A 20209-nucleotide genomic window follows, 5' to 3' on the forward strand; every position below is an offset into this window, starting at 1 on the left:
GTCAGCCGTTGTCGAGGATGTCGGTGACGGCGGCGGTGCCCTCGGCCGTGCCCACCGCGACGGCGAGGTCGCCGGGGTGGAACACGAAATCGGGACGGGGGCTGGCGAGGATCTCGCCGCCGCGGATGACCGCGACGATGGACGCGCCGGTACGGGTGCGGGCCTGGGTGTCGCCGAGGGTGCGTCCGTCGAACGGCGAGCCCGCGATGACCGGCACCTGCACCGTCAGCAGGCCGACGACCTGGCGGCGCAGGTCGGCCAGGCGCTCCACGATGCGGGAGGTGCCCAGCAGTTCGGCGACGCCGTTGGCCTCGTCGGTGTTGAGCGACAACGTCACCACGGCGGTATCGGGATCGTCAGGGCGGTAGATCACGATGTCCCGCCGGCCCGAGACGTGCGACACCACGGCCGCGTGCTGTCCCCGCTTGGTCTGGAACTCGTGCCGCAACCCGATACCCGGTAACGCGGTGCGCTCGACGTCCAAGGCTCAACCTCCAGTGCGTGATCGACTGAGGTAACCCTACCGAACCGATAGGTAACTGGTCTAGCGCCATCCTGCCCGTTACGATGCCAAGTCCGACATAGTCGCAGGTCAGTATGTGGTTGACTTCAAGTCCGCTTCATCCTCGATGATCACCGGGTGACCGCATACCCCCTGGTCGACCGGCTCGGCCTGCCCCGGACCCGCGGCAACGGCCGCCTGCTCACCGCCCTGGCCGTCGACGCCCTCGGCAACGGCCTGTTCGCGCCGTTCCTGCTGCTCTTCCTCAGCCAATGGACCGGCGCGAGCCTGGCCGCCGTCGGCGCCGCGGTCACCCTCGCCCGCCTGGTGGCGCTGCCGCTCGGCGTACTGGCCGGGCCGCTCACCGACCGGCTCGGCCCCCAGCCCACGCTGGTCGCCAGCGGAGTACTGCAGGCCGCCGGGATGGGCGGCTTCCTGCTCGCCGCAGACGTATGGCAGATCGCGGTCTGCGCGCTGCTGGCCGCCGTCGGCGACGCCGCCTTCTGGGTCGCGATCCGGTCGATGACCGCCGCCGTGGTCGACGTGCCGGACCGGCCTCGCTGGCTCGCGGCGCAGATCGCGCTGCGCAATGCCTCCTTCGCCGCGGGCGGGCTCACCGCCGCCTTCGCCGCGGCCGCCCCCGGCCCGCACGTGCTGCCCGCGCTCGCCGCCGTCAACGCGGCCAGTTTCGTCGGCCTCGCCCTGCTCGTCGGCACGTGGCGGCCCCGCCTCATCCCGCGCGAGCAGGCCGGGCCCAGCGAGGCAGGCTCCTTCCGCACCGTGCTGCGCGACCGGGTGTACCTGCTGTTCGTCCTCGTCAACCTGCTGCTCGTGTGCAGCATGGCCGTCCCCGGCCTGCTGCTGGCGATCTACGTGTCACAGGTGCTGCACGGGCCGCTGTGGCTGGTCGGCGTCCTGTTCACCATGGAGACCGTGCTGATCGCGGGCCTGCAGACGGTGATCGGCCGACTGATGGAACGCCGCCGGCGCACCGCCGCGCTGCGCTGGGCGGCGGTGGCCTTCGCCGCCTCGTTCGCCGTGTACGCGGCCCTACCCGGTGTGCCCGGCCACCTCGTCGCACCGGGCCTGATCCTGGCCATGCTCGCCGCGACGGCGGCCAACCTGCTCGAAGGCCCGTCCGGCATCGGGCTGGTCACCGACGCCGCACCCGACCACGTGCGCGGCCGGTACACCGCCGTCTACCAGCTGTCCTGGAACATCGGCAAGGCGCTGAGCCCGGGCCTGGCCACCTGGCTGCTGGCCCGCGGCCCGGCGATGCCGTGGCTGGCCCTGATCGCCTGCTGTGCCGTCGCCTACGTCCTGCTCCTGCGGCTGGGCGCCCTGCTGCCGAAACGGGTCGACCTCCCAGTGGCGGGCTGACGCCGGCGCGAGGGCTGTCGCGGACGGCGGGGTTCGGCTAACGTGCCGCCATGTCGACCCTCGCCTCGCCCGCCACCACCACGGGTGTCACCGCCGCCGACTCCGCGCCCGCTGAGGCCGGCTCGGCGCCGGTCGTGCCCGACGACTCCGGCTTCCGCGCCGCCGTGCCGGATCACGCTGACGACCTCATCGCGCTGCGCCGGGCCGTGCACCGCCGGCCCGAGATCGGGCTGCACCTGCCGCAGACCCAGGCCGCCGTGCTGCAGGCCCTGGACGGGCTGCCGCTGGAGGTCACCACGGGGCGCTCGCTCAGCTCGGTGGTCGCCGTGCTGCGCGGCGGCCGGCCCGGTCCGGTGGTGCTGCTGCGTGGCGACATGGACGCGCTGCCGGTGACCGAGCTGACCGGGCTGGAGTACGCCTCCGAGGTGGACGGCGCCATGCACGCCTGTGGCCATGACCTGCACGTGGCGATGCTGGTCGGCGCGGCCAGGCTGCTGTGCGGGGTGCGCGACCGGTTGCCCGGCAGCGTGATCTTCATGTTCCAGCCCGGCGAGGAGGGGCCCGGCGGCGCCGAGCCGATGATCGCCGAGGGGCTGCTGGAGGCCGCGGGCGAGCACCCGGTCGCCGCGTACTGCATCCACGTCCTGTCGGCGATCGAGCCGTACGGGCGCTTCTCCACCCGGCGCGGGCCGATGCTGGCGGCCGCGGACACGCTGAAGGTGACCGTGCGCGGCGCGGGCGGCCACGGCAGCGCGCCGCAGTTCGCCAAGGACCCGATCCCGGCCGCGTGCGAGATGGTGACCGCGCTGCAGACGTTCGTCACCCGCAGCATCGACGTCTTCGACCCCGCGGTGATCACGGTGGGCAGCTTCCACGCCGGCACGGCCGAGAACGTCATCCCGGCGCAGGCCGAATTCGCCGCGACGCTGCGCTCGTTCTCCCCGGCCACCCGGGAACGGGTGCGGCAGGGCGTGCTGGACGTGGTGCACGGCATCGCCGCCGCGCACGGGCTCACCGCCGACGCCGACTACATCCCCGGCTACCCGGTGACGATGAACGACGGCGGCGAGGCCGAGTTCGCCGCGAGCACCGCCGCGGAGCTGTTCGGCGACGACCGCTTCGCCTGGATGGCCAACCCGAAGGCGGGCGCCGAGGACATGTCGTACGTGCTCGAGCAGGTGCCGGGGGCGTTCGTCTTCCTCAGCGCCTGCCCGCCCGGCCTGGACCCGATGACCGCGCCGCTCAACCATGCGCCCGAGGCCCGCCACGACGACGCGGTGGTGCCCGATGGGGCGGTGCTGCTGGCGGAGCTGGCCTGGCGTCGTCTGTCGCGTTAGGACGTCTGTTTAGGAGACTTCACCACGGCTTTCTGACGTGTCGCACAGTGGGTGCGACGACGTGGCGTCCGCGTCGTGTTGAGTGCTGGTTGTCAGTCACCTTGCGTGGCGGTCATAGCACCGACAGGCGCGGACCGTCGCGGTCGGCACCCTCTAGCGTCGGTGGGAAAGTGATGAGCTCCCGGACCTCGAACCTGCGGGCGAAGATCGCCTTCCTGTTGGCCTCGCTCGCCGCGCTGTGGGCCTTCGCCGCATTCGTGACCATGCGAGAAGGCCTCAACCTATTCTGGATCAGCACCCTCGACCAGGAGGTGGGCCGGCCCACCGACTCGCTCGTCGCCGCGCTGCAGGCCGAGCGCCGCATCTCCGCCGTGGTGCTGGCCGCGGGCGACAGCGACCACCGCAACGAGCTGGCCACCGCCCGGGCCGCCACCGACGCCGCCGCGGCCCGCTTCCGCGATTCGGTCCGCGGCACCACCGCCGGCTGGGCCGCCACCCCGATCGCCGAAAGCAACATCGCCGAATTGGGCCGGATGCTCGACGGACTCGGCCCGGTACGCGCCGACGTCGACCAGCGCAGCGGTGAGCGAGGTGCGACCGTCGCCTACTACACGCAGACCATCGGCGTCGGATACCGCATCTTCGCGACCATCGCCAGCTTCGACGACCAGGCCATCAACGACCAGCTCAGCCATCTGCTGATCATGTCCCGGGGGCGGGAGCTGCTGTCGCAGGAGGACGCGCTCATGTCGGGCGTGCTCGCCGCGGGCCGCTTTTCCGCCACCGACGCCGCCGAATTCGCCCAGCTGGTCGGCGCGCAGCGCAACATCCGCGCCACCGGGCTGGAGGGCCTGCCCGACGACAAGGCGATCTACCAGCCGGTGCTCGACGGTCCCGCGCTGACCCGCCTGGCGCAGATCGAGGACCTGGTCGTCGCCCGGGCGAGACCCAACGAGGCGCCACCGGTCAGCGCCGCCGACTGGCGGGCCGCGTTCGACCCCGCGCTGACCGCGGTGGCACAGCTCGACATCGACCTCGCCGAGGCGACCATCGCCCGCGCGAAAGGCCCGACCATCCTGGTCATCGTGCGGCTGATCCTGGCCGCCGGCCTCGGCCTCATCGCCGTCGTCGCCTCGATCGTGCTGTCGATCACCACCGCCCGGGCCATCGTGACCCAGCTGCGACTGCTGCGCGACGCCGCCGACGAACTGGCCACGGCGCGATTGCCCAGAGTTGTGCAGCGGCTGCGGGCCGGGGAGGAGGTCGACGTCGTCGCCGAGGCGCCGCCGCTGGCGTTCGGCGACGACGAGATCGGCCAGGTCGGCCAGGCGTTCAACGCCGTGCAGGAGACCGCGATCCGGGCCACCGTCGAGCAGGCCGAGCTGCGCCGCAGCGTACGCGACCTGTTCCTGAGCCTGGCCCGGCGCAGCCAGACCCTGGTGCACCGCCAGCTCACCATGCTCGACGCCATGGAACGCCGGGCCAGCGACGCGGCCGAACTCGACGAGCTGTTCCGGGTCGACCACCTGGCCACCCGCATGCGCCGCAACGCGGAGAACCTGATCGTGCTGGCCGGCGCCGTGCCCGGCCGCGGCTGGCGGCGCACCATCCCGGTAGTCGACGTGATCCGCGCCGCGGTCGCCGAGGTGGAGGAGTACCCGCGGGTCAACGTGCTGCCCAGCGAGGCCGCAGGGCTGGCCGGGCACGCCGTCGGCGACGTGGTGCACCTGCTGGCCGAGCTGATGGAGAACGCGCTGGCCTTCTCGCCCCGGCACACCCTGGTCAACGTCGGGGGCTCCGCGGTCGGCGCCGGGTACGTGATCGAGGTCGAGGACCACGGCCTGGGGATGACCGCCGCCGACCTGGAACAGGCCAATGCCCAGCTGCACGAACCCGCCGAATTCCTGCTCACCGGCACCCCGCGGCTCGGCCTGTACGTCGTCGGCCGGCTCGCCGAGCGCCACCACATCAAGGTGCGGCTGCAGCCCTCCGCCGGCGGCGGCACCACCGCGATCGTGCTGCTCCCGTCGAGCCTGGTCTCCGACGCCTGGACGCCGGTGTCCGACAGCGGCGAGCATCGCGTCGTCACGACCACGGCGCCGCAGCCGGCCGCGGCCCTGCCCGTTCGCGCCACCGACGACGGCGAGTTCCGGGTCGGCACCGCGGCATCGCCCCGGCCGACATCGGACCTGCCCGTCCGCGCACCCCGCCGGGCGCCCGCTGCCGCGGCGGCATCCCCGGTGGGCGAAGCGGCCGAGTCCGGGCCCCAGGTGGTCGAGCTGCCCGACGCCGGGTCCCCGGTGGGCGAAGCGTCCGAGCACGAGCACCGGTCAGCCGTGTCGCCAGGGGACGAACCAGCAGCCGAGACCGCGCCGTCCGCGGCCGGCCCGGCCGCCGTACCCCCGCCCGCCGTCGCCGCGCCCCCAACCCCCGCCGCAGCCGCCCCCGCCGCCGCGGCCGCCGCCCGGGTCAACGGCTCCACCTCGGACGCCGGTCTGCCCGGCGGCACCGTGGTGCCCGCCCCGCGTGGCCCGGTCGAGGGCACCGTGTACACGCCGTCGGGCCTGCCCGTGCGCGCCCGCCCGGCGGTGCCCGCGGTGCCCCTGGCCGACCGCGCCGAGGCCGTGCACGTCGGCGAGGGACCTCCGGAGTCGCCGCCGGGCCTGGAGCTGCGGCTGACCACCGGCGTGTCGCAACAGCCGCCGGGCGCGCCCGGCGACGTCGCCGCCGGGCCGCCCGAGCGCCCTGCGTCGCAGGTGTACAGCCTGATCGCGGCATACCAGCAGGGAAGCCGGCGGGGCCGGCTCGCCGCCGAACAGCTCGCCACCGAACCCCGCGGCCCGGGCGAGCCCGAGCCGGAGCCCGAGGACCGGCCCGCACTGCCGCGACGGCCGAGCCCGCGCACAGCGCCGCGGCACGAGGAAGGGCAAGGCGAAGGGGAATGACCGTGGAGCAGAAGACGAGAGCAGCGGCTGACCTGGCCTGGCTCGCCGACGATTTCGTCGAACGGGTGGCGCAGGCCCAGAAGGCCATCGTGCTGTCCGCCGACGGCCTGCTCATGGCCGCGTCCGCGGAACTGAGCCGGGAGGACGCCGAGCACCTCGCCGCCGTCGCCGCCAGCCTGTTCGGCCTGGCCCGCGGGGCGGGGCGGCGCTTCGGCAAGGGCAAGGCCCGCCAGGCGATCATCGAGATGGACGGCGGCTTCCTGTTCGTCACGGCCGCGGGCAACGGTGCCTGCCTGGCCGTGGTGGCGGGCAAGGACGCCGACGCGGGGCTGGTGGCGTACGAGATGGCGATGCTCGTGGTGCGGGTGGGCCAGTATCTGACCGCACCGGCCCGCGGCAGCCACCCGTGAGCGTGGCAAGGCCGGCACCGGACGACCCGCACGACGGGCTGCTGTGGGTCGACGACGAGGCCGGGCCGCTCATCCGCCCGTACGCCATGACCTCCGGCCGGACCCGGCCGCGCCACGGCGACCTCGATCTGATCGCGGTCATCGTGGCCACCCGGCCCACGCTGCCCTCCGACGGCGGCCTGGGTTCGGTGTACGCCGAGATCATGGCGGTGTGTCAGCGGCCCGTGTCGGTGGCCGAGGTCGCCTCCTACCTTCGGCTGCCCGCCGGCACGGTCCGCGTGCTGCTCAGCGACCTGCTCGAGCGCCGGCTCGTCCGGCGGCGCGCCCCCGTCAACGTCAACCAGCTGCCCAGCGCGGACATTCTCAAGGCGGTCATCGATGGCATCCGAGCCCTATGACGACGAGGGCGGCATTCCGGCCGCCTTCAAGATCCTGGTGGCGGGCGGGTTCGGCGTCGGCAAGACCACGCTCGTCGGTGCGGTCAGCGAGATCTCGCCGCTGCTGACCGAGGAGCTGCTCACCGACGAGAGCATCGGCGTGGACGACACCGTCGGGGTGGAGACGAAGACGACCACCACGGTCGCGCTCGACTTCGGACGCATCACCATCAACGACGACCTGGTGCTCTACCTGTTCGGCACGCCCGGGCAGGAGCGTTTCATGTTCGTCTGGGACGAGCTGGCGTACGGGGCCATCGGTGCGGTGGTGCTGGCCGATACCCGCCGGCTCGAGGACGCGTTCGGCTCCATCGACTACTTCGAGCAGCGCGGTACCCCGTTCGTGGTGGCGGTGAACTGCTTCGACGGCGCACGGGTGTACCAGGCGCAGGAGGTGGAGCAGGCCCTCAACCTGGATCCGCACGTGCCGGTCCGGCTCTGCGACGCGCGCCGCCGCGAGTCGGTCAAGGAAGTCCTGGTCACCCTGCTGGAGCAGGTGATGGCACAGGGGGTGCACGCGGGCTAGGCGGCGGGCGGCCGCCCGCCGCGCCGCAGGAGGGGCGGCGCGCCGGGACGGTCGTCTGCTGCGCCCGTGGTGGACGGGACACGGCGGCGCCTGGGGGGTGGCGCCGTGTCCCGTCGGGGGGCGCCGCTGCCCCGGGCGGTGCGGGCCCGGGGCAGCGGAGTTCCCTCAGCCGGTCACAGGGTCAGCGTCCAGCTGTTGACGTACCCGACGTCGTTGGACGCGGCGTCCTGGACCCGCAGGTTCCAGGTGCCGTTGCGCACCTCGCTCGACAGGTTGACGGTGTAGGTCTGGTCGATGTTGTCGGCGCTGCCACCGGCCCGGTTGTGCAGCACGTACGTGCTGCCGTCCGGGGCGACCAGGGTGACCACGAGGTCGCCCTTGTATGTGTGCACGATGTGCACCTCGGCGGTGGACGTCGACGACGCGTTGCCGGTGCAGCCCGACACGGTGATCGGGCTGTTGACGGTGCCCAGGTCGACGATCGTCACATCGGTGGCGTTGGTGCCGCCGCAGCCCGGCGGCAGGGCGCCGCCCAGGTTCAGCGTCCAGCTGTTGAGGTAGCCGACGTCCGACGGTCCCGCGTCCTGCACCCGCAGCCTCCAGGTGCCGTTGGCGGCCTCGCCCGACAGGTTGACGGTGAACGTCTGGTCGATGTTGTCGGCGCTGCCGCCGGTCTTGTTGCGCAGCGTGTAGAGGGTGCCGTCGGGTGCGACGAGGCTGACGATCAGGTCCCCGACGTACGTGTGCACGATGTGGACCTCGACCGTGCTGGCCGAACCGGCGTTGCCGGTGCAGCCGGTGATCGCGATCGACGACTCGACGGTGCCCTGGTCGATGATCGTGACATCGGTCGGGTTGGTGGCCGAGCAGCCGGGCGGCCCGGCGACGGTCAGCGCGAACGTCGTGGTCCGGGTCGCGGCGCTGCCGGTGCCGGTGACGGTCACCGTGTACGTGCCGACCGGAGTGCTCGCGCTGGTCGCGATGGTCATCGTCGATGAGCCGCCCGAGGTGACGGTGGACGGGCTGAACGACGCGGTCGCCCCGCTGGGCAGGCCCGACGCGGACAGGGCGACGGACTGGGCGCTGCCGTTGGTGACGGTGGTGCCGATGGTGGAGGTCACCGAACCGCCGGCGGTGGTGCTGCCGGAGGCGGGGGCGGCGGCCATGGAGAAGTCGTTGCCCGCGGGGGTGCCCACGGCCAGGGTCCACACCGCGTACGCGGCCGCGTCGGCCGCCCGGTTCAGCACCGTGTCGCTGATGTTGCTGGGGAACGTGTCGCAGGAGGCGTGGTAGCAGGGGTCGTAGTCGCCGGTCGTGCCGCCCCACTTGGTCACCTGGGCCGAGGTCTTGTTGGCGCTGGCACCGGCCGCGATGCCGCTGGTCTGGATGCCTGCCGCGTTGAACGAGGCGTCGTCGGAGCGCCCGGCGCCCTCGACGTTCTCCTCCGGGTTGAGGCCCGGGAAGTTCGCGTCGTAGTAGGCCTTGATGGTCTGGCCGAGGCTGCTGGTGATGCGGTTGATGAAGTAGCCGCCGTTGGTGGAGGCGATCATGTCGAAGTTCAGGTACCCGGTGATCTTCGCGCGGTCGGCCGAGGACAGCGAGTTGACGTAGAACTCGGACCCGTTGAGGCCCTGCTCCTCGTCGGTCCACCAGCCGAACCGCACGTGCTTGACCATGGTCGGGTTCTGCTCGGCCAGCGTCAGGGCCAGCTCCAGCAGCATCGAGGAGCCCGAGGCGTTGTCGTTGATGCCCGCCCCCGCGGCCACGCCGTCGAGGTGCGCGCCCAGCATGAGCACCTGGTTGGCGTCCCCGCCCGGCCAGTCCGCGATCACGTTCGGCCCCGCGCCGCTGGTGCAGCCGGAGGTGCAGTTCTGCTTGACGACGTTGTAACCGGCCGCGGTCAGCGCGTTGAACACGTAGTTCACCGACGCGGTGTAACCGGCGGTGTTGGAGCGGCGGTTGCCGCCGTTGCTGCTCGCGATCGTCTGGAACTGCTGCAGGTGCGTGCGGATGTCGGTCAGCGAGATGTCGGGCGGGGCCAGGGCCACGGCCGGGGAGGCCGGGATGGCCACGGCTCCGGCGAGCGCCATGGACAGGACGAGAATGCCGCGGATGATGGGGTTTCTTCTCACGCCGTACTCCTCGGGATCGAGTGCGCCGGGGTTGCCGGTCCTGAGGAGGATAGAACGTGAAGTAGATAGATTTGAATAGGTGAAACTCGACACGCTGGGTGCCGGGTCAGCCGATGGCCGTAGGCTGCCGTGCGTGGATCACCTGGCAGCGACCCTCAGCGCGGCGGTGGTGCTGTTCGCGGGCACCAACGTCGACGACCTGATCGTGCTCACCGTGCTGTTCCTGGGCAGCCGCACCGCCGGCCGCCCGCGCCCGTGGGAGATCTGGGTCGGCCAGTACGCGGGCATCGCCGCCCTGGTCGCCGCGTCCGCGCTCGTCGCCGCGGGTCTGGCGGTGGTGCCCGACCGGTGGGTCGGCCTGCTCGGCCTGATCCCGCTCCTGCTGGGCGTACGCGCCCTGATCCGTGCGCTACGCGCCCGCGCCGACGGCGCCGCGCCGCCGGCCGTGGCGACCAGCGCGCTCGCCGTCGCCGGCGTGACCGTCGCCAACGGCGCGGACAACATCGCCGTCTACACACCCGTGTTCCGCACCATCGGCCTGACCGACAGCCTGCTCACCGTCGCGGTCTTCGCCGTGCTCGTGGCCCTCTGGTGCGTCGCCGCCTCACGGCTCGGCTCCCATCCCCGGGTCGTCACCGTCATCGAGCGTTGCGGCCACTGGCTCGTCCCCGCCGTCTTCATTCTCATCGGCCTGGCCATCCTCACCGGCCTCGCCTGACGAGGGACGCGGATCGCCATGCCGGGTTGCCGGTGCCCGGCATGTCGGTGCGGGCGCGCATCGGCCGCCGGGTTCATCGCCACGACATCGGCCGATCGATCGCGCGGCGGTCGCCGTCTCGGCGGAAACGGCACGCATGCGTCGCGCACGGTAGGTTCTCGCCATGGTGAGATGCGCGGTCTGGCTCCTTGCCCGCTTCGACGTGGCCGTGGACGGGCAGGCCGTGCCGGCCGATGCGTGGCGCGGCCGCCGTGCCGCGGACCTGGTGAAGATCCTCGCGCTGGAGCCGTCGCACGCCCTGCACCGGGAGCAGGTGATGGAGCTGCTCTGGCCGGAGCTGGGCCCGGACGCCGCGGGCGCGAACCTGCGCAAGGCCATCCACCACGCGCGCCGGGCGATGGGATCCGACGATGCGGTGCAGGGCAGCTCCGGAATGCTGTCGCTGTGGGGCGGTGAGGTCACCGTGGACGCCGCCCGCTTCACCGCGGCCGCGGCCGCGGCGGTGGCCGCCGGTGACGCGCAGCAGTGCAAACTCGCAGCGGACCTCTATCACGGGGACGCTCTGCCGGCCGACCGGTACGAACCATGGGCGGCACAGCCCCGAGCCCGGCTGCGCGCGCAGTACCTTGCCGTGCTCAAGGGCGCGCGCCAGTTCGAGCGGGTCATCGAACTCGATCCCACCGACGAGGAGTCCCACCGCGAGCTGCTGCGCGGGCACTTCGAGTCGGGTCGGCGGCGCGAGGCGATCCGCCAGTTCGAGTGCCTGCGCGACGCGCTGCGGGAGTTCGTCGGCGTGGGACCGGACCGGGAGACGATCGCACTCTACGAGCAGGTCCTCGCCGCCGACGGGGCCCCGGTCACCGGATCGGCGCACCGTGCCGCGGCGCTCATCGCCACCGGACTGGTGCACCTCAACCGCAACGAACTCGCTGCGGCGGAGCAGCTCGCCCGGCAGGCCCGCGACCTTGCGATCGGTGCCGAACTCGCGCACGAGCTGGGCGACGCGAGCACCTTGCTGGCACTCGTCGCCTCGTTCACCGGCCGCTGGCACGAGATCTTCCGGCAGGAGTTCACCGAGTCGCTCCGGCTCAGCCCGGAAAACAGCGTCGCCACCTACGACGCGAATCTGTGCTTCGCCGAATACCACCTCGCCGGGGCCGCCCCGGCACCCGACGCCCACGCATACGCCGGCGAGCTCCTTGAGCTGGCGACCTCGGCGGGCTCGGTGCCGGGACGAGGGATGGCCGAGCTGATGGTCGGGGAGGCGCTCATGTCGTCGGGACAGTTCAGCCTGGCCCGGGACCAGCTGCGCCGCGCCGCCGACACCAACACGGCCGCACGGGCCACCTCGAGCAGGTGCGTGTCACTGGAACGGCTCGCCCAGACCGAACTCGCACTCGCCGACAGTGACCGCGCCGACGCGCTGCTGGCCAGTGCGTTCCCGCTCGCCCGAGCCGCACCGCTGCGGTCACACCTGGTCGTGCGGCTGCTCGGGGTCGACGTCCAGGCAGCCCGCCATACTCCTCGTGCGCTGGCCGCCGTGGGCATGGCCGAACGGGAGCTGGCCGACGCCACGCGGGTCTGCGAGCCCTGCTCGCTGAACTTCCGGGTACAGGCGAGCATCACCTGCGCGGGCGCCGGTGAGCCGGTCCGGGCGCGGCGGCACCTCGCCGACGCGGAACGGATCTCCGGCCTGTGGCAGGGCGGCCCCTCGGCGGCCGCGGTATGGGAGGCGCGTGCCGCCCTGCGCCGGGCCGAGGGGCAGCCGGCCCAGGCCGCCGCCCTGCTGCGCGAGGCCGCGGATGAGTACGCCAAGGCGCGGCGCGCGGCCGACGAAGCCCGCTGCCGCAGCGCCGCAGCGCGGCTCTGACGACTGCCGAAGAGTCCACCGGACCCGCCTCGCCGGTGCCGGCTGGGAACGGTTTGGGAACGGTGCTCTGCGTAGCGTCCCCCGCATAGCCGTGAGCAGCACGGCGTGGAGAGAGGAGAGCGCCGTGCACGCCGTTCGAAGCGTCCGGATCGACGCGCCCGCCGCCCAGGTGTTCGGCTACCTCACCGAGGTCGGCCGCCATCCGGAATGGGCGGGCAACCCGCTGACCATATGCCTCACCTCGAGCGCACCACTGCGGGTGGGATCGACCTGGGAGTCCACGGGCCGCCGGCTGGGCACCCACCTGGATCGCGTCACCGTGGTCGAACTCGACCCGGAGCGCAGGTTCGCCTACGAGGCCGACGGCGACGCGGGCCGTTGGCGGTCGACGTTCACGCTGCGAGCCGACGGCGACGCGACCGTGCTGCACCGGGAGATGCGCAGCCTGCGGCTGACCTGGTTCACCCGGGCGCTGGCCCCGATGATCCTGCTCACCAACGGCTTCGAGCTGGCCAGGAACCTCCGCAAGATCAAGGCCTGTGTCGAGAAGCGACCATGAGCGGTGAGACCGTCCGGTGGCGGGATCGGTGACCGTGCGAGACTCGTTCATGGCTGTGACGAACCCCTGGCTGGCCGGACCCTCGCCCACCAAGCGGCTGCCGCGCGAACGGCTGGCCGAGCGCATCCTCAACCTGCTGTCCTCGCAGAACATGTGCGTGCTGGCGACCACCGGCCCGGACGGCCCGCTGGCCACCCCCGTGCGCTACTACCACCTGGACTTCGCGCTGATGTTCACGGCCGTGGCGACCTCACCGAAGATGCGCAACCTCGCCGCCGACCCGCGGGTCTCGATCGGCGTGTTCGCCCCGCTGGTCGGGCAGGCCAGCAGCCGCGGCGCGCAGCTGTTCGGGCGCGCGCGGGCGCTGGACCACGGCGATGCAGAGTTCGACCACTACTGGGAGGCGTTCCGCTGGCAGAGTGACCACGTCGAGCGGTCCCGTCCGCTGGACGAGCCGCCCGCCGGGCCGTTGGTGGTCGTCGAGGCCGAGCGCATCGTGTACACCGAGCACTGGCTGCGCCGCGACGGCTACGCCCCGCGCCAGTTCTGGCGGCGCGACCCGGCCGGCGATCAGGCGGCCCAGTAGCCGCGCACGTCGTTGGTGATGTCGGGCCGCAGCTGCACCCGCACCCCGTCGGCGGCGTCCTTCGGCAGGTCGAACACGACCACCCCGCCCGCCTTCTCGCCGGTGTTGAGGGTGACCGACTGCATGCCGGCGTCGAAGCCGAACGGCAGCACCGGCTCGAACAGCGTGCCGTCCGCGGCGACCAGCGCGAAGTCGCAGAAGCAGGCGTACGTCTTGCCCGCGGTCACCTTCACCTCGACCGCGATCGCGACGAAGACGCCCTTCTTCGGGCGCACCAGGGAGCTGTCGGGCGCGACGGTGTGCCGGGTCAGCTTGCTGACGGTGTACGCGACGCGGTTGTCACCGAGACCGCCGCTGGTCTCGATGCTCTGGCCGAGCTTCGCGGTCGGTGCGGACCCGGGCGAGGCAGCCGGCGCGGACGCGGCGGGAGTGCTGCCGGTGACGTTCGACTGCTGCGGCTTGACGCCGCAGGCCAGGCCGACAGCGGCCGCGAGGACCAGGGTGACGGTCAGCACGGGGCGGCGCAGGGCAGGTCGCTGGGACGACATCGTCGCATCGTAGACGGCATGGCCTGCGCCGGTCGACGTCCCGCGACCGGCGGAAATACGTTGCCGAGCCGCCGGGCGGCCTCCTAGCCTGGGCTGTCACCAGCAGGAACGCGGCCGATTCCGCCCCGTCCTCGAAAGATGAGAAGAGGGTCGTCATGGGGTCGCTGATTCCGGCCGTGCTGCGCGAGGAGCGCCAGTTCGCCCGCTACTTCTACGGCCAGGCGCTGTCCATGGTCGGCGACCGGATCAGCTTCGTCGTGGTCCCGTTCGCCGTGCTGTCCATCCCCGGCGCGGGCGCGGCCGAAGTCGGCCTCGTCAGCGCGGCGACGCTGGTGCCGTTCCTGGTGTTCGCGCTCGCCGGCGGCGTATGGGCCGACCGGCTGCCCCGCCAGCGGGTGATGCTCGCCTCCGACCTGGTCCGTTTCGTGACCCAGGCGCTGGTCGCGGCGCTGCTGCTGGCCGGGGTCGCGCAGGTCTGGCACCTGGTCGTGCTGATGGCGGTGTTCGGCACCGCCGACGCCTTCTTCGCGCCCGCGGCCGCGGGCCTGATGCCGCTGATCGTCGGGCCCGAGCGGCTGCAGGAGGCCAACGCGCTGCGCGGCCTGGTGATGTCGAGTGGCCTGGTAGCCGGACCGGCCCTGGCCGGCGGCCTGATCTTCCTGGTCGGGCCGGGCGGCGCGATCGCCCTCGACGCGCTGAGCTTCGCGGTCAGCGCGGTGTTCCTGGCCCGGCTCACCCCGCGCGCCGCGGACCCGGCGGACGCGCCGCAGGGCGGTTTCTTCGCGCAGCTGCGCGAAGGCTTCACCGAGGTCGTGTCGCGGACGTGGGTGTGGTCGACGCTCGGCGTGCTGTCGGTCTACCACGTGGTGGTGCTGCCGTCGGTGTTCGTGCTCGGGCCGGTGCTGTCCGCGCAGGAGTTCGGCGGCGCGGCGGCCTGGTCGGTGGTGGTGGCGGCGTTCGGCGTCGGCTCCATCGTCGGCGACGTGGTGGCGCTAAGGGTACGCATCAGCCGGCCCCTGGTGATCGCCGCGGCCGCACTGGCCGTGGCCTCCTGCCAGGCGCTGATCATCGGGGCGGGTCCGACCATCCCGGTGATCGCGGCGCTGGAGGCGGTCACCGGTGTCGCGGTGTCGCTGGCGTTCACGCTGTGGGAGACGTCGCTGCAGGCGAACGTGCCGCAGGCGGCGCTGTCGCGGGTCAGCTCCTACGACTACCTGCTGACCGCGGGCCTGATGCCGCTGGGCCTCGCCGTCGCCGGCCCGGTCGCGCAGACGTTCGGCCTGCGCCCGACGCTGTACGGCATGACGCTGCTCGCGGTGCCCGTCGCGCTGGCCCTGCTGGCCGTGCCGTCGATCCGTCACCTGCGCGCACCTGCTCCGGCAGCGACGCCCGTCGCGGCAGCCGCTCCCGCCGCCGCGTGAGCAGGCCGTGCCGCCGTCGATTCCGGCGGCGGCACGGCCGAGACGGGCCGACCGCCGTTCCGGCAGGCCCGTCGGGTGGCGGCTGGGTAGGGTGACCGGGTGGCTGAGGTGACAGAGGACGCGAGCTTCTCCGGCGAGGACTGGTACGGCGACGAGCTGGCGGAGCGGCACTTCCTGCGGTGCACGTTCCGCGACGTCGACATGACCGAACTGTCCAGCCGGGGCGCGGTGTTCGAGGAGTGCGTGTTCGGCAACGTCAAGTTCAACGCCTCCCGGCACCACGACAGCGCGTTCCTGCGCTGCTCCTTTCTGCGCTGCAACCTGTTCGAGGCCGAGTTCACCGGGTGCAAGCTGACCGGCAGCACGTTCGAGCAGTGCACCCTGCGGCCGCTGCGGGTGACCGGCGGCGACTGGTCGTTCGTCAACCTGTCCGACGCCGACCTGCGCGGCGTCACCTTCTCCGGCGTACGCATGCGCGAAGCCGACCTGACCTCCGCGCTCTGCGACGGTGCGACGATCAGCGCCGTGGACCTCTCCGGCGCGCACCTGACCCGGGCCAAGTTCAACCGCTGCGACCTGCGCGGCAGTGACCTGACCGCGGTGCACCCGAACGAGGTCGAGCTGCGCGACGCCGTCATCGACGCCACCCAGGCCGTCGTCATCGCCCAGGCCCTCGGCCTGCGCATCGGCTGACGGCGAGGCGCGCGGTTCAGGCCTCCCGGTAGGTGGCGTGGTCGTAGTCGGCGTACGCGCCGTCGGCGCCCAGGTCCTGGACCCACAGGCCGAGGAACGCGCCGGTGAAGCCCCACGCGGCGGGCTCTCCGTCGACCTCCCGGGCGGCGTGCTCGTCGGACAGGAGGGTCGCGTCGAACGTCGCCGGCAGCTCCTGCCAGCCGACCCCCGTGTGGTAGGCGAAGCGCAGCGCGGGCCCGTCGAACACCACCCGCAGGCCGACCCGGTCCACCCCGGTCACGTCGACGGCCAGCTCCGGATGGGCGGTGCGCTTGCCGCTGTTCGAACTGAGCACCTCCAGCGTGCGCCGGCCGTCGTCGGCCCTGGTCAGGTAGGCGTAGTACCAGTTCTGGGTGTTGTAGTAGCCGGTGATCCCGGCGAGCTGCCGGTGGTCGGCGGGGTCGAACTCGACGACGGTCTCCAGCGAACAGTGGGTCGCGCCGACCCGGCGGGCGACCAGGCTCGGCGTCTGCTTGCCCACCGGCGACTGCCCGCCGTAGATCCGCAGGTGCGAGGGCCGCGAACGTAGGTCGACCCAGTCGGGCGTGGCCGGACGGCGCAGCGTGGACCAGGCCGCGCCGAGTTCCGGCGCGTCGAAGTGGTCGGTGGCGGGTTCGGCGGGCCACGGGTGTTCGGGCAGGCCGGGTGCGGCGATCTCGTCGGCGGGGATGCCGCCGGGGATGCTGGGCCAGCCGCCGGGTGTCCAGTCGACCTTCTGGATGGCGGTTTCGCGGCCGAGCACGCAGTTGCCCAGCGGGGTGTAGGGGCGGGCCACGAGGTGGGCGAGGTACCAGTCGCCGTGCTGGGTCTGCACGAGGCTGCCGTGCCCGGCCTTCTGCAGCGCCAGATCGGGACGCCCGACCGAGGTCAGCAGCGGTCCGGCCGGGTCGACCTCGTACGGGCCGAACAGGTCACGGGAGCGCGCCACGGTCACCTGATGGTCCCAGCTCGTGCCGCCCTCGGCGGTGACCAGCCAGTACCAGCCGTCGTGGCGGTACAGGTGCGGTCCCTCGGTCAGGCCCGCGGGCGTGCCGGTGAAGATGATGCGCCGCTCGCCGACCAGTCGGCGCGCCGTGCGGTCGTACTGCTGGATCTCGATGCCGCCGAAGCGGTTGCGGCCGGGCCGCCAGTCGGCGCTCATGTTGAGCAGCCAGGTCGTGCCGTCGTCGTCGTGGAACAGCGACGCGTCGAAGCCGTGGGCGTGCAGTCGTACGGGGTCGGACCAGGGGCCGGTGATGTCGGGTGCGGTGATGAGGTAGTTCTGGGGGTCCCAGTAGCCGCTGGCGAAGCTGGCGACGTCGCTGTAGACGAGGTGGAACTGGCCGTCGTGCCAGGTGAGGTCGGGTGCCCAGATGCCGTTGGAGTCGCCGCAGCCGCGGAGGTCGAGCAGGCGGCGTTCGGTGACGATGCCGCCGATGGGGCGCCAGTGGACGAGGTCGCGGGAGTGGTGCACGCGTACCCCGGGGTACCACTCGAAGGTCGAGGTGGCCAGGTAGTAGTCGTCTGCGACACGCAGGATCGAGGGGTCCGGGTGGAACCCGGGCAGGACAGGGTTGCGGATCGACCGGGCCGCGGAGTCCGGGGCGTTGTCGCTCGTCCCGTGGAGCAGCCGCTGCCGCGGCGCGCCAAGGGATCGGCCACGTTCCGCGTCTGCGGTCTCGGTCGACATGTGTTCTCCTCTGCTGCGCCTGGTCGCTCCGGCAACCCCGCCGACCTTCCGGAAACAGGCCGATATAACAGGTCGACGGTCGGCGGGATTCTCGCTCACGGTATCTGGTCGTGAAGAGATGCGACAGGCCTTGACCTACGGCGTTGACACGTCGTAACGTGCGCGCCATCAAGCGAAAATACCGGCCCCCGGGCAGAAACTTTCGGGCCGGCTCCGGGCACCTCCCGCCGACTCGTTCGGCACACCCGAGCACCTGATTCGTATCGCGAAGGGACGCCTCATGACAGCGCACCTCTCCCGCAGAACGCTGCTGGGCATCGCCGGTGCGGGCGCCGGCGCCTACCTGCTCGGCGCCTGCGGCAGCGACGAGCCCACCAATCCCGACAGTCCGCAGACGATCAACTGGTGGCACATTCAGAACACCGAGCCGATGCTGCCGGTCTGGGCTGCGATGGCCAAGGAGTACGAGACCGCGCACACGAACGTCAAGGTCGTGATCCAGCCCCTGGAGAACGAGGCGTTCAAGGCCAAGCTGACCACGGCCACGCAGGCGGGTTCGCCGCCGGACCTGTTCCAGTCGTGGGGCGGCGGCGTGCTCAAGCAGCAGGTCGACGCCGGTCTGGTCAAGGACATCACCGAGCAGGTGCAGCCGTGGATCGGCACGCTGCTGCCCGCTTCCGTGCAGCCGTTCACGATCGACGGGAAGATCTACGGGGTCCCGTTCGACGTCGGCATGGTCGGGTTCTGGTACAACAAGGATCTTTTTGCCAAGGCGGGCATCACCGCTACGCCGACGACGTGGGCCGAGCTGCTGACCACGGTCTCGACCACCAAGAGCAAGGGCATCGTGCCGATCGCTCTGGCCGGTAAGGAGAAGTGGCCGGGGCACTTCTACTGGGCGTACCTGGCCATGCGCATCGGTGGTCTGGGAGCGCTTCAGCAGGCCGCCAAGGACAACAACTTCGACACCCCGGACTTCATCGCCGCCGGTACGCGTCTGAAGGAGCTGGTGGATCTGCAGCCGTTCCAGAAGGGCTTCCTGGGGGCGGAGTACGGGTCGCCTGATGGCCAGGCCGCGACGATGGGCAACGGCGGGGCGGCGCTGGAGTTGATGGGCCAGTGGGCGCCGACCGTGCAGGCTTCGAGCTCGACGAGCAAGAAGGGCCTGGGCGACAAGCTGGGCTACTTCGCGTTCCCGGCCGTCGACGGCGGCAAGGGCACGGTGGCGGAGGCGTTCGGTGGCGGCAACGGTTTCGTGGTCGGCAAGGACGCCCCCGCCTCGACGGTCGACTTCCTGAAGGTGCTGCTGGACGTCGCGAACCAGCGCAAGTCGGCGGCGACGGGTGCGGTGCTGCCGACGGTCAAGGACGCCGCGGACGCGATCAAGGACCCGAACAGCAAGGTCGTCGCGGCGAGCCTGGCCAGCGCGACCGGGTTCCAGCTCTACCTCGACCAGGCGTACCCGCCGGCGGTGGGCCAGCAGGTCAACGACAGCGTCGCCGAGCTGGTGGCCGGTTCCAAGACCCCGGAGCAGATCGTCAAGGACATCACCAAGGTGGCGAAGAGCCAGTGACAAGCCGGCCGCGGGATGGTTGGCTGCCTTCTACGTCACGACGGGAGCAGGCACGATGAAGCTTTCCACGGTGCCCGGACAGCGTCCGGGCGACCAGGAGGCACCTTCCGCGGCGCAGGTTCCGGCGGCCACGCGCACGCGTGGCCGCCGGCCCAGGCGGCAGCAGCTGACCACGATCGCGCTGTTCCTCACCCCGGCGCTGGTGCTGTTCCTGCTGCTGGTCATCACCCCGATCGTGGTCGCGGGCTACGTCAGCATGTACAAGTGGAACGGCTTCAACCTGCCGGAGAACTTCGTCGGGCTGGACAACTTCACCCGCGCCTTCCAGGACCCGACCTTCCTCGGCGACCTGTGGCACACGCTGGTCCTGATCACCCTGTCACTGGTGATCCAACTGCCGGTGTCGCTGGCCCTGGCCATGCTGCTCAACCAGAAACTCAAGGGCCGCAGCATCTACCGGGTCATCTTCTTCGCCCCGTACGTGCTGTCCGAGGTCACCACCGCGGTGCTGTTCACCCTGGTGCTGTCGCCCAACCGGGGACTCGGCCAGCAGATCGCCGGCTGGCTCGGCATCGACGCGCTCGACGGCGCGGTCTTCGCCGACCCGGACACCGTGCTGTTCGCCCTGTTCTTCGTCATCTCGTGGAAGTACTTCGGCTTCCACATGATCCTCTACTTGGCCGGCCGGCAGGGCATCCCGCAAGAGCTCACCGAGGCCGCCACCACCGACGGCGCCGGCGCGTGGCAGGTGTTCCGGCACGTGACGCTGCCGCTGCTCGGGCCGACCATCCGGATCAGCGTGTTCCTGTCCGTGATCGGCAGCATCCAGCTGTTCGACATGGTCTGGGTGCTCACCGGCGGCGG

At 72.0% G+C, this 20209-nt stretch carries 18 protein-coding genes; 14 read left to right on the top strand and 4 right to left on the bottom strand.

Features of this window, described 5'->3' with window-relative positions:
- Position 1: 1 nt before the first annotated feature.
- Entirely contained in the window at positions 2–484 is a 483-nt protein-coding gene (locus FLL47_RS34530; RefSeq protein WP_144126848.1) for a cation:proton antiporter regulatory subunit, read from the bottom strand.
- Positions 485–640: 156 nt separating this feature from the next.
- Between FLL47_RS34530 and FLL47_RS34535 the strand changes: the two genes are divergently transcribed.
- The 6 genes from FLL47_RS34535 (at position 641) to FLL47_RS34560 (ending at position 7537) form a co-directional block, all read left to right on the top strand.
- Positions 641–1882, top strand: a complete 1242-nt coding sequence (locus FLL47_RS34535) for an MFS transporter (RefSeq protein ID WP_186316077.1) — start codon at positions 641–643, stop codon at positions 1880–1882.
- A 50-nt stretch (positions 1883–1932) separates the two neighbouring features.
- Complete coding sequence (locus FLL47_RS34540) at positions 1933–3219, top strand: M20 metallopeptidase family protein (RefSeq protein WP_144126850.1); 1287 nt, start codon at positions 1933–1935, stop codon at positions 3217–3219.
- Between the two features lie 173 nt (positions 3220–3392).
- Positions 3393–6164: a sensor histidine kinase gene (locus tag FLL47_RS34545; protein WP_144126851.1), complete on the top strand. Its 2772-nt coding sequence runs from the start codon at positions 3393–3395 to the stop codon at positions 6162–6164.
- Between the two features lie 2 nt (positions 6165–6166).
- On the top strand, positions 6167–6574 hold the full coding sequence (locus FLL47_RS34550) for a roadblock/LC7 domain-containing protein (RefSeq protein ID WP_120321913.1): 408 nt from the start codon (positions 6167–6169) through the stop codon (positions 6572–6574).
- Entirely contained in the window at positions 6571–6972 is a 402-nt protein-coding gene (locus tag FLL47_RS34555) for a DUF742 domain-containing protein (RefSeq protein ID WP_246159039.1), read from the top strand. Before FLL47_RS34550 ends, FLL47_RS34555 begins: the two co-directional genes overlap by 4 nt.
- A complete protein-coding gene (locus FLL47_RS34560) occupies positions 6953–7537 on the top strand; it encodes a GTP-binding protein (protein ID WP_144126852.1) in 585 nt (194 codons plus the stop codon). The genes FLL47_RS34555 and FLL47_RS34560 overlap by 20 nt, the downstream gene beginning before the upstream one ends.
- A gap of 173 nt (positions 7538–7710) precedes the next feature.
- On the opposite strand, the gene FLL47_RS34565 is transcribed toward FLL47_RS34560, so the two are convergent.
- Entirely contained in the window at positions 7711–9627 is a 1917-nt protein-coding gene (locus FLL47_RS34565; protein WP_144126875.1) for a proprotein convertase P-domain-containing protein, read from the bottom strand.
- 175 nt (positions 9628–9802) lie between these two features.
- On the opposite strand from FLL47_RS34565, the gene FLL47_RS34570 reads away from it, so the two are divergent.
- The 4 genes from FLL47_RS34570 (at position 9803) to FLL47_RS34585 (ending at position 13402) form a co-directional block, all read left to right on the top strand.
- The gene (locus tag FLL47_RS34570) at positions 9803–10387 is read left to right on the top strand and encodes a cadmium resistance transporter (protein WP_222106326.1); all 585 of its coding nucleotides are present in this window, start codon (positions 9803–9805) and stop codon (positions 10385–10387) included.
- A gap of 163 nt (positions 10388–10550) precedes the next feature.
- A complete protein-coding gene (locus FLL47_RS34575) occupies positions 10551–12257 on the top strand; it encodes an ATP-binding protein (protein WP_144126853.1) in 1707 nt (568 codons plus the stop codon).
- Between the two features lie 124 nt (positions 12258–12381).
- The gene (locus FLL47_RS34580) at positions 12382–12816 is read left to right on the top strand and encodes an SRPBCC family protein (protein WP_186316078.1); all 435 of its coding nucleotides are present in this window, start codon (positions 12382–12384) and stop codon (positions 12814–12816) included.
- Between the two features lie 49 nt (positions 12817–12865).
- Positions 12866–13402 (top strand): pyridoxamine 5'-phosphate oxidase family protein, encoded by a 537-nt coding sequence (locus FLL47_RS34585; RefSeq protein ID WP_144126855.1) that lies wholly within the window; start codon positions 12866–12868, stop codon positions 13400–13402.
- Here the strand turns inward: FLL47_RS34585 and FLL47_RS34590 are convergent.
- Positions 13387–13950 carry a DUF4352 domain-containing protein gene (locus FLL47_RS34590; protein ID WP_144126856.1) on the bottom strand — a complete coding sequence of 188 codons (564 nt, stop codon included), beginning with the start codon at positions 13948–13950 and terminating at the stop codon, positions 13387–13389. The two genes, FLL47_RS34585 and FLL47_RS34590, sit on opposite strands and share 16 nt — an antisense overlap.
- 155 nt (positions 13951–14105) lie before the next feature.
- On the opposite strand from FLL47_RS34590, the gene FLL47_RS34595 reads away from it, so the two are divergent.
- Both FLL47_RS34595 and FLL47_RS34600 read left to right on the top strand, forming a co-directional pair.
- Positions 14106–15371, top strand: a complete 1266-nt coding sequence (locus FLL47_RS34595) for an MFS transporter (protein ID WP_186316079.1) — start codon at positions 14106–14108, stop codon at positions 15369–15371.
- Between the two features lie 99 nt (positions 15372–15470).
- Positions 15471–16064: a pentapeptide repeat-containing protein gene (locus tag FLL47_RS34600; protein ID WP_144126857.1), complete on the top strand. Its 594-nt coding sequence runs from the start codon at positions 15471–15473 to the stop codon at positions 16062–16064.
- A gap of 16 nt (positions 16065–16080) precedes the next feature.
- Here FLL47_RS34600 and FLL47_RS34605 read toward each other — a convergent pair whose 3' ends face one another.
- On the bottom strand, positions 16081–17772 hold the full coding sequence (locus FLL47_RS34605; protein WP_144126858.1) for a glycoside hydrolase family 43 protein: 1692 nt from the start codon (positions 17770–17772) through the stop codon (positions 16081–16083).
- Between the two features lie 280 nt (positions 17773–18052).
- Here FLL47_RS34605 and FLL47_RS34610 point away from each other — a divergent pair, with 280 nt between their 5' ends.
- Both FLL47_RS34610 and FLL47_RS34615 read left to right on the top strand, forming a co-directional pair.
- Positions 18053–19345 (top strand): extracellular solute-binding protein, encoded by a 1293-nt coding sequence (locus FLL47_RS34610; RefSeq protein ID WP_144126859.1) that lies wholly within the window; start codon positions 18053–18055, stop codon positions 19343–19345.
- A 55-nt stretch (positions 19346–19400) separates the two neighbouring features.
- The coding region (locus FLL47_RS34615) for a carbohydrate ABC transporter permease (RefSeq protein ID WP_144126860.1) at positions 19401–20209 on the top strand (809 nt) is incomplete at its 3' end.

Source organism: Catellatospora sichuanensis (assembly GCF_007483665.1).
In the GTDB taxonomy this organism is placed as follows: Bacteria; Actinomycetota; Actinomycetes; order Mycobacteriales; family Micromonosporaceae; genus Catellatospora; species Catellatospora sichuanensis.